The organism is Pseudomonas wadenswilerensis (genome assembly GCF_900497695.1).
GTDB classification, from domain to species: domain Bacteria; phylum Pseudomonadota; class Gammaproteobacteria; order Pseudomonadales; family Pseudomonadaceae; genus Aquipseudomonas; species Aquipseudomonas wadenswilerensis.
The window spans coordinates 621,433-633,944 of sequence record NZ_UIDD01000007.1 but is presented as its reverse complement, the minus strand read 5'-3'; the positions used below and the strand labels follow the sequence as shown (position 1 = coordinate 633,944).

Sequence of the window (12,512 nt, the reverse complement as noted above, 5' to 3'; positions counted from 1 at the left end):
CAAATACAATTTAAGAGGTTACCAGGGTGCGGTGATGATCGGCCGTGTAACTTGAAACGCTGAAAATAAGGGTTACCATGGAGCAACGCCCGCTGCCGAGAACGGCCATGACCGACGCCATCACCGAACCCTATGTCCTTGCCGACCACCCGGTGCTGGACATGCTCAACACCGTCGCCATCGTCGACGGCCAGCGCACCGATTTCTGGCACAGCGATGCCGACGTACTGGCCTGGCTGCAACGTATGGGCGTGCTAGAGGGACCCGCGCCACGCCTGGCCAAGGGCGCGTTGCTGGAGGCGGCAGTGACCTTGCGCGAGTCGTTGCGCGCGCTGGTCGAGCAACGCAAGGCGGGCGGGCGCGGCGATCCGGCTACCCTGAACCGCTTCCTGGCCCAGGGCGCCAGCCATGCGCAACTGGTGTGGGACAAGGACGACCAGCCGAAGCTGAGGCGAGTGGCCGAGCAGCGTTCGGCCGAGCAACTGTTGGCGCCCCTGGCCGAGCAAGCAGCCGAGCTGCTGGCGGGCGGCGACTTCAGCCTGGTCAGAACCTGCGAACACCCGGACTGCATCCTCTGGTTCTACGACCGCACCAAATCCCACCGCCGGCGCTGGTGCAGCATGGCGGTGTGCGGCAACCGGCATAAGGTCGCCGAACACCGTAAGCGCCTGCGCCAGGCGTAGCCGCCCGTAGGCAGGGTCTGATGCCCAGGTTTAAACACGCGGCAACCGGGCAGCGCTAAACCGGTGCATGCCCGCTGTTTGAACAAACCCCTCCAGCGCGCCATCTTGGCCCGCTATGTGCTTTGCCTCACCCATCGATTACTGATCGATTGGTCAAACCTGCACGTCGCCGCATTCGCTTGAGCGCGCAGGTTGTTTCTTGCAAATGCGTCTGCACCCGGAGAGGTGCAGCGTTTACTGGAACCTGAGGCATGTCGCTCCCCGAAACCCCCGACCTGGTCACCGCTGACGCCGGCTGGCGCGCCGAGCTGAGGCTGCGTTTCGTCCGGTGCGAGAGCAAGACCTGTATTGGTGCGCGGCGGCATTTCGGTCCTCTTTTGGTGCAGCGACCGTTCTATCCCGAGGGTGCGCCGTGCCACGTCTATGTACTGCACCCGCCTGGCGGTGTGGTCGGTGGCGACAAACTGCTGCTCGATGTGCACCTGGAGCCAAGTAGCCATGCGCTGCTGACCATGCCCGGGGCGACCAAGTTCTACCGCAGTGGCGGCCCGACCTCGGTTCTCCAGCAGCATTTTTACCTGGGCGAAGCCAGCATTCTCGAATGGCTGCCCCAGGGCAGCATCTGCTTTGCCGGCGCCAGAGTGCGCCTGGAAAACCGTTTTAGCCTGGCGCCCGGCGCCCGCCTGCTGGCCTGGGAGACCCTGTGCCTGGGCCGCCCGGTGATGGGTGAGACTTTCAGTCACGGCGCGCTCGACAGCCGCCTGCAGATAGAAGTGCCCGATGACCCGGGCCTGCACGAGCGCCTGCGCATCGAAGGCGGGCACCTGGAAAAACTCGCCGGCTTCCCCCTGCAGGCGACCTTTTGCGCCTATCCAGCCAGTACCGAACTGCTTGAGCAGAGCCGCGCACTGATTGAAGACCTTGGCGCCCCCGCCGGCGCGACCCTGCTCGGCCAACTGCTGGTGGTGCGCCTGCTCGACCACGACAACCAACGCCTGCAATCCACCTTGCAGCGGCTCTGGTATGCCTTGCGACCCGCCGTGGTCGGCCTGGCGCCATGCCCGCCGCGTATCTGGGCCACTTGAGAGAGCACCATGGAGCTGACCCCGCGAGAGAAAGACAAACTGCTGCTGTTCACCGCCGCGCTGCTGGCCGAGCGGCGCCTGGCCCGTGGCCTGAAGCTCAACTACCCGGAGGCGGTGGCATTGATCAGCGCCACGGTGATGGAAGGCGCCCGCGATGGGCGCACGGTGGCCGAGCTGATGAACCTGGGCCGCGAGGTGCTGCGTCGCGACCAGGTGATGGCAGGGGTCAGCGAAATGATCCCCGATGTGCAGGTGGAAGCGACCTTTCCCGACGGCACCAAGCTGGTCACCGTCCATGACCCGATCGTCTAGGAGCACAGGATGATTCCCGGAGAAATACAGGTTGCCGACGGCGACATCGAACTCAATGCCGGCCTGGCGCTGATCAGCGTCACCGTTGCCAACCACGGCGACCGTCCGGTGCAGGTCGGCTCGCACTATCACTTTTTTGAGGTGAACAACGCCCTGGTGTTCGAGCGCGAGCCCACCCGCGGCTTTCGCCTGGACATCGCCGCTGGCACCGCCGTGCGTTTCGAGCCGGGTCAGGCGCGCACCGTCAACCTGGTGCCGTATCGCGGCAAGCGCGAGGTCTACGGCTTTCAGGGCAAGGTCATGGGCAAGCTGGAGGCGCAGGCATGAGCCGGATTTCCCGCAGGGCCTATGCCGACATGTTCGGCCCCACGGTCGGCGACCGCGTGCGCCTGGCCGACACCGAACTGTGGGTCGAGGTCGAGAAGGACTTCACGATCTATGGCGAGGAGGTCAAGTTCGGCGGCGGCAAGGTCATCCGCGACGGCATGGGCCAGGGCCAGATGCTCGCCAGCGAGGCGCTGGACCTGGTGTTGACCAACGCGCTGATCATCGACCACTGGGGCATCGTCAAGGCTGATATCGGCATCAAGAACGGGCGCATCGTCGGCGTCGGCAAGGCCGGCAACCCCGATGTGCAACCGGGGGTGACCCTGCCGGTGGGGCCGGGCACCGAGGTGATCGCCGCCGAAGGCAAGATCGTCACCGCTGGCGGCATCGACTCGCACATTCACTTCATCTGCCCGCAGCAGGTTGAAGAGGCGCTGACCTCGGGCATTACCACCTTCATCGGGGGCGGCACCGGGCCGGCCACGGGCACCAATGCCACCACCTGCACCTCCGGGCCCTGGTACCTGGCGCGCATGCTCCAGGCCGCCGACCAGTTGCCGATCAATATCGGCTTGCTGGGCAAGGGCAACGCCTCGCGGCCCGAAGCCCTGCGCGAGCAGATCGAAGCCGGGGCCGTGGGCCTGAAGCTGCACGAAGACTGGGGGTCGACCCCGGCGGCCATCGACTGCTGCCTGAGCGTGGCTGAGGAACATGACGTGCAGGTGGCGATCCACACCGACACCCTCAACGAGTCCGGCTGCATCGAGGACACCCTGGCGGCCATCGGCGATCGCACCATCCATACCTTCCACACCGAAGGCGCGGGCGGTGGCCATGCGCCGGACATCATCCGCGCCGCGGCCTTTGCCAACGTGCTGCCGTCCTCGACCAACCCGACCTTGCCCTACACCCAGAACACTGTCGATGAGCACCTGGACATGCTCATGGTCTGCCACCACCTGGACCCGAGCATTGCCGAGGACGTGGCCTTCGCCGAGTCGCGCATCCGCCGCGAGACGATTGCCGCCGAAGACATCCTCCACGACCTGGGCGCGTTCTCCATGACCTCGTCCGACTCCCAGGCCATGGGCCGTGTCGGCGAAGTGGTGCTGCGCACCTGGCAGGTGGCCCACCAGATGAAACTGCGCCGTGGGCCCCTGGCACCGGATAGCGCACGCAGCGACAACTTCCGGGTCAAGCGCTACATCGCCAAGTACACCATCAACCCGGCGCTGACCCATGGCATCGCCCACGAAGTGGGTTCGGTGGAGGCTGGCAAGCTGGCCGACCTGGTGCTCTGGGCCCCGGCGTTCTTCGGGGTCAAGCCTGCGCTGGTGATCAAGGGCGGGATGATCGCCATGGCGCCCATGGGCGATATCAACGGTTCGATCCCGACCCCGCAACCGGTGCATTACCGGCCGATGTTCGGCGCCCTCGGTGCCGCGCGCCATGCCACGCGCATGACGTTTCTGTCCAAGGCGGCGATCGACCGTGGCGTGCACCGGCAACTGGGGCTGCACAGCCTGATCGGCGAGGCCCGGGGCTGCCGCACGGTGCGCAAGGGCGACATGGTCCATAACGGCCTGTTGCCGATGATCGAGGTCGACTCGCAAACCTACGAGGTGCGCGCCGACGGTGAACTGCTGGTGTGCGAACCCGCCACGGTGCTGCCGATGGCCCAGCGTTATTTTCTGTTTTAAGGAGCGAGCATGATCCTGTTGACCCGTCGCCTGAGCGACGCCGCCACGGTAAGCGGCACCGTCACCCTCACTGTCGACACGCGCATCAAGAGCCGTGTGCGCGTCACCCTCGACGATGGCCGCGAGGCCGGCTTGATGCTTGAGCGCGGTCAGTTGCTGCGCGGTGGCGAACTGCTCGGCGAGGCGCAGGGCGGCGAGGTGATCCGCGTGCTGGCGGCGGCCGAGCAGGTGTCCAGCGTGCGCTGCGCCGATCCGCTGTTGCTGACCCGCGCCGCCTATCACCTGGGCAACCGCCATGTACCGCTGCAGATCGAGGCCGGGCTGGTGCGTTATCAGCACGACCATGTGCTGGACGAGATGGTCCGTGGCCTGGGCCTGCAGGTGACGGTCGAGCAGGCGCCGTTCGAGCCTGAAGCCGGTGCCTACCAGAGTGCACCGCACAGCCACGCCCACAGTGACCACCTGTTCGTTCGCGTCGCTCACCACTGATTACTGATAAGGAGATTGCCCCATGAAAAAACTCGTCCCCCTCGTACTGCTGCTGGTGGCCGTACCGGCTTTCGCCCACCCTGGCCATGACGCCAACCCGCTGCAGGACGGTTTGCTGCACCCGCTGACCGGCCTTGATCACCTGTTGATGCTGCTCGGTACCGGCGTGCTCGCGGCCCTGACCGGGCGCACCCTGGCACTGCCGTTGCTGACCTTGGGCGCGATGTTCGGCGGGGCGCTGATGGGCCACCTGTTCGGTGATGTGATCGGCATGGAAGCAATGATCATCGGTTCACTGTTGGTGGCCGCCGCCGCGCTGCTGTTGCCCAGCCGTCAGGTATTGCTGGCCCTGGCCATGCCGCTGTTTGCCCTGTTCCATGGCTGGGCCCATGGCGTTGAAGCCAGCCCGGGTGCGTTCTGGGTGTTCAGCGCAGGTTTCGTCACTGTCAGTGGCTTGTTGCTGCTGGTCGGCTTTGGCGCCGGTTGCCTGCTGCGCCGGCACCAGGGCCTGCAGAAAGCCTTCGCTGGCGGGCTGCTGGCCGGTGCCGCGTTCGTGCTGGCTGGCTGATGGGCAACGACCTCAAGCTGCTGCGCCTGCTGCAACTGGCCAGCCCGAGTCTGCCGGTGGGTGGTTTTACCTATTCGCAAGGCCTGGAGTGGGCGGTGGAGGCCGGCTGGGTGCAGGGCGCCGAAGGCTTTCGCGCCTGGCAACGCCAGCAGGTCGAGGACACCCTGTGCCACCTCGACTGGCCGCTGCTGGCGCGGCTGTATCAAGCCTGCCTCGATGACGATGCCGAGGCGTTCGCGCGCTGGAGCCGCTTTTTGCTGGCCAACCGCGAAACCGCCGAACTGCGCCTGGAAGAGCGCCAGCGTGGCATGGCCCTGACCCGCCTGCTCGATGGCTGGCAACTGGGCCAGGCGCCCGAATGGCGTGCGTCGCTGGAGCTCAGCCAGCTTGGCGGCATGGCCTGGCTGGCGGTGCACTGGCGGCTCCCGTTGCCTGATCTGGCCCTCGCTCACGGCTATGCCTGGCTCGAAGGTGCAGTGATGGCCGGGGTCAAGCTGGTGCCGTTCGGCCAGCAAGCGGCGCAAACCCTGTTGCGTGATCTGAGCGAAGCCTTGCCCGATGCCCTGGCAACCGCCCTGGCCCTCGGCGATGACCAGCTCGGCGGCGGCCTGCCGTTGCTGGCCATCGCCTCGGCGCGGCACGAAACCCAATACACCCGATTGTTCCGATCCTGAGGAAAGCCCCATGCAAAGCTATCAGCAACCCCTGCGCGTCGGTGTCGGCGGCCCGGTCGGCTCCGGCAAGACCGCGCTGCTCGAAGCGCTGTGCAAGGCCATGCGCGACCATTATGAAATCGCCGTGGTGACTAACGACATCTATACCAAGGAAGACCAGCGCATCCTCACCGAGGCCGGCGCCCTGGAGCCGGAACGTATCGTCGGGGTGGAAACCGGCGGTTGCCCGCATACGGCGATCCGCGAAGACGCCTCGATGAACCTGGCGGCGGTGGAAGCGCTGGCGCGCAAGTTCGGCAACCTCGAAGTGATCTTCGTCGAGAGCGGCGGCGACAACCTCAGCGCCACCTTCAGCCCGGAACTGGCGGACCTGACCGTGTATGTGATCGACGTCGCCGAGGGCGAGAAGATCCCGCGCAAGGGCGGGCCGGGCATCACCAAGTCGGATTTCCTGGTGATCAACAAGATCGACCTGGCACCTTACGTCGGTGCTTCGCTGGAGGTGATGGAAAAAGACACCCAGCGCATGCGCCCGGAACGGCCGTGGACGTTCACCAACCTCAAGACCGGGCAGGGCTTGCAGCGGGTGATCGATTTCATCGTCGAGCGGGGGATGTTGAAAGTGCCGGTGTAGCCAAAAGCATCGCGGGGCCGCGCAATCCTGTGGGAACGGGCTTGCCCCGCGATAAATCTATCTACGCCCCAGAAACGGCAACAACATCCCGACCTTGCGCTGATACTGCCGATACTGCTCGCCAAACAACTGCACCAGGTCCTTCTCCTCCAGCAGCGTGCCAATCAGGATGTACAAGGTACCCACCCCGGCAAACAGCAAGTGGCCAACCGTCATGTGCGGTGTCGCCCAGAAGGTCATGACAAATCCCAGGTACAGCGGATGACGCACCAGCTTGTACAGCCAGGGCGTCTTGAAGGTGCGGGATTCACCCCGGTGCGGGCGAAAAACGTCCAGCGCCTGCTTGAGGCCGAACAGTTCGAAGTGGCTGAGCAGGAAGGTGGCCAGCAGGGCGATGATCCAGCCGAGCCAGTAAAGGCCGTTGATCAGCCCGCGCGCCGCAGGTGTCTCGATATCCCAAAGGGTCAGCGAGATCGGTTGCCAGAGCAGGAACATCAGGCTCAGCGCCAGGCTGCTGAACAGCACATAGGTGGCCCTTTCGATGGGGGCCGCTACCCACTGCAACCAGAATGATTTGAAGCTTTTGCGCGCCATGCCACTGTGTTGCAGAGCGAACAGGCTGATCAGCGCTACGTCGATCAAAGCCGCGAAATACCAGGCAGTCGCCGGTCCCGAGTCGATGTCCTTGGGCACCTGCGGCGGCCCGATGAAGCCCACGAAATACACCAGCACCAGCATCGAGTAGACATAGCAGAACAGGCTGTAGAGCAATCCGAGGCATTTATGCAGCAGCGGTTTCTCGTCCATGAGGCATTCCTTTCAATAAGCACCTGGGCGTCCTGCGCAGGTGGGTTGCAAGGGCTGAACCTTTAACCATAGACCAGAAAACCGGCGGCTTGCCGAGTAGGGCAATCAGCCGCAGCTCAACATTGCGCTGCCGGCCTGATAAAGTCGCCCCCCTGATGACTCGACCCATTGCAGGAGGCAGCTTTGAACACGTGCAGTCAGTGCGGCAAGGACCATGCGGATGACCTGGGGGAACTGGCGTTTCGCCGCCCCGATGCGCTATTCGAACTTTCCCCCGAAGAACGCGAGCACAACGTCAAGCAAAGCAACGACTGGTGCGTGATCGCCGGCGAGCGGTTTTTCCTGCGGGCATTACTGCCACTGAGCGTGGTGGAGCTTAACGACAGCTACTGCATCGGCATCTGGGTCGAACTGCAGCCGAGCGCTTTTGAGCGCGTCTGCGAGCTGTGGCGCGATGAACGCCAGGCGGCCGAGCCGCCCTTTACCGTGCGCCTGGCCAACAGTATCCCGACCCTGCCACAGACCCTGGGGCTCGAAGGCCTGCTGCAATTGAGCGGCCCGACCTCGCGCCCCAGTGTGACGCTGAGCACCAGCAGCCACCCGTTGGCCGTGGAGCAGGCCAAGGGCATTTCCCTGCACCGCGCTCATGAGTACAGCGTGGTGTTCGCCTGAAGGGCTCAGGCCTTTAGCGTGGCCATGTCAATCACGAAGCGGTACTTCACATCGCCGGCAATCATGCGGCTGAAAGCCTCGTTGATGTTGCCGATATCAAGCATCTCGATATCGCAGCTGATGCCGTGTTCGGCGCAGAACTCCAGCACTTCCTGGGTTTCAGCGATGCCGCCGATCAACGAACCGGCCAGTACCCGGCGCTTCATTACCAGGTTGGCCGCATGCAGCGCCGGGTCGACCGGTTCGATCAGGCCGACGAGGATGTGCACGCCGTCGAACGTGAGGGTTTCCAGGTAGGGGTTGAGATCGTGCTGGACCGGGATGGTGTCGAGGAGAAAATCAAAGCAGCCGGCGGCGGCCTGCATCTGCGCTGCGTCAGTGGACACGATCACATGGTCGGCACCCTGGCGCCGCGCTTCTTCGGCCTTGCCCGGTGAACGGGTGAAGAGGGTGACTTCGGCGCCCATGGCTTTGGCGAACTTGATGCCCATATGGCCCAGGCCGCCCATGCCGAGGATGCCGACGCGGTCGCCGGCCTTGACCCCGTAATGCTTGAGCGGCGAGTAGGTGGTGATGCCGGCGCAGAGGATCGGCGCGGCGCTGGGCAGGTCCAGGCCTTGCGGAATGCGCACGACGAAGTGCTCGCTGACCACGATGCTGCTGGAGTAACCGCCCATGGTGTTGCTGCCGTCGACCCGGTCGGGGGTGGCGTAGGTCATGGTCGGGCCTTCCAGGCAGTATTGCTCAAGGTCCGCCTGGCATGCTTCACAGTGACGGCAGGAGTCGACCATGCAGCCGACGCCGACCAGGTCACCGACCTGATAGCGGCTGACGTTGGCGCCGACGGCGGTGACCTTGCCGACGATTTCGTGGCCGGGCATCAGCGGGTAGACGGCGATGCCCCATTCGTTGCGGGCCTGGTGAATGTCGGAGTGGCACACGCCACAGTAGAGAATCTCGATCGCCACATCGTCGGCACGCGGGCTGCGGCGCTGGAAGGTCATGGGCGCCAGGGGCGCGGTGGCAGACTGGGCGGCGTAACCGATGGCTGTGTACATAGGGCCTCAAAAACGGTGATCAGTGAAGGCTGCGCATTCTGCGCATCAAGCGCCGCGCCGCCCATCGTCATTCCTCCGCCTGTCATGCCTAAAACTCCGTAGTTGGTCGCCGGGCCCTGGCGCCTGGCTGTGAAGCTGCGATGATGTCAGTGTCCAATCCTCCGTGCGGTTCTCCATGCAGCTCACTCGCCACTCCGATGCCAACGCCACCCTGTGCTCCCTGATCCGCTCCCTGGCGCTGCGCCCGGGCTTCGTCGACACGCGCCTGGCGCAGGTGCAGGTGCTGTCGGCCAGTCACTACGTGGCCAGCAGCCCGCAGATCTACGAACCGAGCCTGATGATCCTCGCCCAGGGCAGCAAACTGGCGCGCCTCGGGCCGCGTACCCTGGAATACGGCGCCGGGCATTACCTGGTGCAGGCGCTGTCGGTGCCGTTCATGTGCGAGACCTTCGCCACCCCGCAAGAGCCGTTGCTGGGGGTGTCGGTGGCCATTGACCGAATCGTCCTGGGTGAGCTGGTGCAGAGCATGGGCCTGGCGCCGGACCGGGCGATCAAGGCGCAGACCCCGGAGTCGATGACTTCGGCGGCGCTGGATGAGGCCATGCGCGACAGTGTCGAGCGTTTGCTGCGCTGCCTGCACGACCCGCTGGACTGCCAGGTGATGGGCCAGGCGCGGGTGAGGGAAGTGCTGTATGTGGCCTTGCGCGGGCCGCAATCCGGGGTGTTGCGGGCACTGGTGGAGCAGCAGGGCCACTTTGCCCGCATCGCGGCGGCGCTCAGCTACTTGCGCGAGCACTATGCCGAGCCGCTGAGCGTCGAAGCCCTGGCGGCGTGTGCAAACATGAGTGCCTCGACCTTTCACGAGCATTTCAAGCGCAGCACCTTGCTGTCGCCGATGCAGTACCTCAAGCGCCTGCGCTTGCTCAAGGCCCAGCAGATGCTGATTGGTGAAGGCCTGGGCGTGGCCCAGGCGGCGCACCGGGTGGGCTACCAGAGCACATCGCAGTTCAGCCGCGAGTACAAACGCCATTTCGAGCGCAGCCCGGGGGAAGAACAGCTGTATCGGTAGCGCTACACCTGTGGGAGCGGGACTTGCCCGCGATCGAGCGCGAAGCGGTCGCAATCCAGGCGACAGATGATGTGCTGGTTGCACGGGCCTCATCGCGGGGCAAGCCCGCTCCTACCCATCAGTCATAATGCACGGCGAGCCACACCGTGGCCTGGGTGCTGTCGGTCCACTCCACCCGATGCCGGCAATGCGCCGGAATCTCGACAAAATCCCCCGGCCGCAGCACTCGCTCGGCAGGCTCATGCTCCAGCCGCAACCCGGCAGACCCTGCCAGCAACACCACCCATTCCCCCTGCGCCTGGTTGTACCAGAACCCCGGCGGGCTGGCCTGGCCATGGGAGACGATACGCTCGATGCGCAGCCCCGGCCGGGCCAGCAGGGCTTCGAAGTGCTCTTGCGCGCCGGGAGTGGGGAGGGGGTTGAACAGGTTGTCGAGCATGGCGGCCTGGCTCTCGTCTGGTTGCAGATTGTGGTTTAAGGTGGGCACCTGCTTCTCATGACAGGGATCGATCATGAAACACCCGCTTTTGCAGCCCCTCGTTGTCGCGATGTTGCTGGGCACTGCGCTGCCAGCCCTGGCGGCCTTGCCCAGCGCACCGTCCTACATCGACGATAGCCTGTATTCGCCGGCTGCCAAGCAGCGCATCCTGCCGCCGATGTTCGCCCAGACCCTGGCCAGCACCCGCTACCTTGCCAAGCCGGACAACCCGCTGATCACCCAGGCCGAAGCCAGCGAATTCCGCCAGACCAGCAACTACGATGAAACCCGCGCCTACATGACCCGCCTGGCCGCCGCCTCCGGTGGCAGCATCGTGCTCAACGACCTGCCGGAGAAAAGCGCCGAAGGCCACCCGATGTTGATGGCCATTGCCTCCCTTGAGGTCGACAAATCACCCGCCGGGTTGAATGAGTCCGGCAAGCCGACGATCTTCGTCGAAGCCGAAATTCACCCGGGCGAGGCCAATGGCAAGGACGCGATGTTCATGCTCCTGCGTGACATGACCACCGGTGACAAGCCGCTGGCCGCCTTGCTGGAGAAGGTCAATATCCTGTTCATCCCCACCGTCAACGTTGATGGCGACCTGCGCCGCAGCGCCTACGGGCGGATCAACCAGAATGGCCCGGACGAAACCGGCTGGCGGGTCAATGGCCTGAACTACAACCTCAACCGTGACTTCACCAAGCTCGACAGCGCCGAGATCCGTAACGTCGCCTGGGTGTTCAACACCTACCAGCTGAGTTTTTTTGCCGACACCCATTCCACCGACGGCGCCATGTACCCCTACGACAGTTCCTATTGCCACAACGGCAACGGCTGGTCGCCGGCCAGCAGCGCCTGGATGGACAACGTCATGCGTGCGCCGGTGTACCAGGCGCTGGAGGCCGACGGCCATGTGGTGCATGAGTGCATCAGCCTCAACAGCAACCAGGACCCGGGCCAGGGTTACTACCCGTACCGCACCGACTATGCGCGCTTTTCCAACCAGTACGGCGACATTCGCAACGTACCGTCGATCCTGATCGAGCAACACGCCTTGCACCCTTACCAGACCCAGGTGCTGGGTAACTACGTGATGCTCAAGAGCATGTTCCAGGTGATCGGCGATCAGGCAGTGTCGCTCAACGAAGCCATCCGCCAGGACCGCGAGCGCCTGGAGGCCCAGGAGCAGGTGACCCTGACCTGGAAACCGGGCAAGGCCCAGACCACGGCGTTCACCGTCGGTGACTACCGCTATGAGCAGTCGCCGATCACCGGCGCCAGGACTATCGTCTGGAGCAACACACCGAAAAAACTCAACGTGCCGGTCACCGGCAACACCGAGCCCGACCTGGTGGTCAAACGGCCCCGGCAGTACGTGGTGCCGGGGCAGTGGCGCGAGGTGATTGCCCGGCTCAAGGCCCATGGCATTCACATGACTACCCTCGACAAACCGACGCCGATTGCGGTGACGCTGTATCGCATGGATGAGGTGAAAGTGGCAGGTGGCTTCGAGCCCGATCGCACGCAAAGCAACCAGATCCCGGGTTACGAAGGGCGTTTGCTGGTCAGCGGCGTGGCCAAACCGCTGGAGCGCTTGCAGACCTTCCCGGCGGGTTCGGTGGTGATCGATACCGACCAGCCGTTGGGCGTGCTGGCGGTCAACCTGCTGTACCCCGAAAGCCCGGACTCGTTCTGGGCCTGGGGCTTTTTCAACGCGACCCTGGTGGCGGCTGAAGAGCCCGAGGAATACGTGATGGAGCCAATGGCGCGCAAGATGCTCGCCGAGAGTCCGGACTTGAAGGCCGAGTTCGACAAGAAACTCAAGAGCGACAAGGCCTTCGCCGCCAGCCCCAGCGCCCGCCTGCACTGGTTCTACCAGCGCACGCCGTTCTATGACGTCAATGCGTTCGTCTATCCGGTGGGCGCGGTGTACTGATTCCGGTATCAATCGGT

The 12,512-nt window shown here is 64.6% G+C and carries 15 protein-coding genes; 12 read left to right on the top strand and 3 right to left on the bottom strand.

Annotated elements, in window-relative coordinates; genetic code table 11:
• Positions 1–107 precede the first annotated feature (107 nt).
• The 9 genes from CCOS864_RS14020 (at position 108) to ureG (ending at position 6,472) form a co-directional block, all read left to right on the top strand.
• The gene (locus CCOS864_RS14020; RefSeq protein WP_167458892.1) at positions 108–683 is read left to right on the top strand and encodes a CGNR zinc finger domain-containing protein; all 576 of its coding nucleotides are present in this window, start codon (positions 108–110) and stop codon (positions 681–683) included.
• A 251-nt stretch (positions 684–934) separates the two neighbouring features.
• Positions 935–1,768 carry an urease accessory protein UreD gene (locus CCOS864_RS14015; RefSeq protein WP_115086851.1) on the top strand — a complete coding sequence of 278 codons (834 nt, stop codon included), beginning with the start codon at positions 935–937 and terminating at the stop codon, positions 1,766–1,768.
• A gap of 9 nt (positions 1,769–1,777) precedes the next feature.
• On the top strand, positions 1,778–2,080 hold the full coding sequence (locus tag CCOS864_RS14010) for an urease subunit gamma (protein WP_038994905.1): 303 nt from the start codon (positions 1,778–1,780) through the stop codon (positions 2,078–2,080).
• 9 nt (positions 2,081–2,089) lie between these two features.
• Positions 2,090–2,407 carry an urease subunit beta gene (locus CCOS864_RS14005; RefSeq protein WP_115086850.1) on the top strand — a complete coding sequence of 106 codons (318 nt, stop codon included), beginning with the start codon at positions 2,090–2,092 and terminating at the stop codon, positions 2,405–2,407.
• Positions 2,404–4,107: an urease subunit alpha gene (gene ureC / locus CCOS864_RS14000; protein ID WP_115086849.1), complete on the top strand. Its 1,704-nt coding sequence runs from the start codon at positions 2,404–2,406 to the stop codon at positions 4,105–4,107. The genes CCOS864_RS14005 and ureC overlap by 4 nt, the downstream gene beginning before the upstream one ends.
• A 9-nt stretch (positions 4,108–4,116) precedes the next feature.
• Positions 4,117–4,596, top strand: coding sequence for an urease accessory protein UreE (ureE, locus tag CCOS864_RS13995; RefSeq protein ID WP_115086848.1), 480 nt, complete (start codon positions 4,117–4,119; stop codon positions 4,594–4,596).
• Between the two features lie 22 nt (positions 4,597–4,618).
• A complete protein-coding gene (locus CCOS864_RS13990) occupies positions 4,619–5,164 on the top strand; it encodes a HupE/UreJ family protein (protein WP_115086847.1) in 546 nt (181 codons plus the stop codon).
• Complete coding sequence (locus CCOS864_RS13985; RefSeq protein ID WP_115086846.1) at positions 5,164–5,838, top strand: urease accessory protein UreF; 675 nt, start codon at positions 5,164–5,166, stop codon at positions 5,836–5,838. Before CCOS864_RS13990 ends, CCOS864_RS13985 begins: the two co-directional genes overlap by 1 nt.
• A gap of 10 nt (positions 5,839–5,848) precedes the next feature.
• On the top strand, positions 5,849–6,472 hold the full coding sequence (gene ureG, locus CCOS864_RS13980; RefSeq protein WP_115086845.1) for an urease accessory protein UreG: 624 nt from the start codon (positions 5,849–5,851) through the stop codon (positions 6,470–6,472).
• Positions 6,473–6,529: 57 nt separating this feature from the next.
• Here ureG and mddA read toward each other — a convergent pair whose 3' ends face one another.
• Positions 6,530–7,279, bottom strand: a complete 750-nt coding sequence (gene mddA / locus CCOS864_RS13975) for a methanethiol S-methyltransferase (protein ID WP_115086844.1) — start codon at positions 7,277–7,279, stop codon at positions 6,530–6,532.
• A 183-nt stretch (positions 7,280–7,462) separates the two neighbouring features.
• On the opposite strand from mddA, the gene CCOS864_RS13970 reads away from it, so the two are divergent.
• Positions 7,463–7,951, top strand: a complete 489-nt coding sequence (locus tag CCOS864_RS13970; protein ID WP_115086843.1) for a DUF2199 domain-containing protein — start codon at positions 7,463–7,465, stop codon at positions 7,949–7,951.
• Between the two features lie 5 nt (positions 7,952–7,956).
• Here the strand turns inward: CCOS864_RS13970 and CCOS864_RS13965 are convergent, their stop codons facing one another.
• Positions 7,957–9,009: an NAD(P)-dependent alcohol dehydrogenase gene (locus CCOS864_RS13965; RefSeq protein ID WP_115086842.1), complete on the bottom strand. Its 1,053-nt coding sequence runs from the start codon at positions 9,007–9,009 to the stop codon at positions 7,957–7,959.
• Between the two features lie 175 nt (positions 9,010–9,184).
• On the opposite strand from CCOS864_RS13965, the gene CCOS864_RS13960 reads away from it, so the two are divergent.
• On the top strand, positions 9,185–10,078 hold the full coding sequence (locus tag CCOS864_RS13960) for an AraC family transcriptional regulator (protein WP_115086841.1): 894 nt from the start codon (positions 9,185–9,187) through the stop codon (positions 10,076–10,078).
• Between the two features lie 118 nt (positions 10,079–10,196).
• Here the strand turns inward: CCOS864_RS13960 and CCOS864_RS13955 are convergent, their stop codons facing one another.
• On the bottom strand, positions 10,197–10,517 hold the full coding sequence (locus CCOS864_RS13955) for a cupin domain-containing protein (RefSeq protein ID WP_167458901.1): 321 nt from the start codon (positions 10,515–10,517) through the stop codon (positions 10,197–10,199).
• A 73-nt stretch (positions 10,518–10,590) separates the two neighbouring features.
• On the opposite strand from CCOS864_RS13955, the gene CCOS864_RS13950 reads away from it, so the two are divergent.
• Positions 10,591–12,495, top strand: coding sequence for a M14 family metallopeptidase (locus tag CCOS864_RS13950; RefSeq protein WP_115086839.1), 1,905 nt, complete (start codon positions 10,591–10,593; stop codon positions 12,493–12,495).
• Positions 12,496–12,512: the final 17 nt, after the last annotated feature.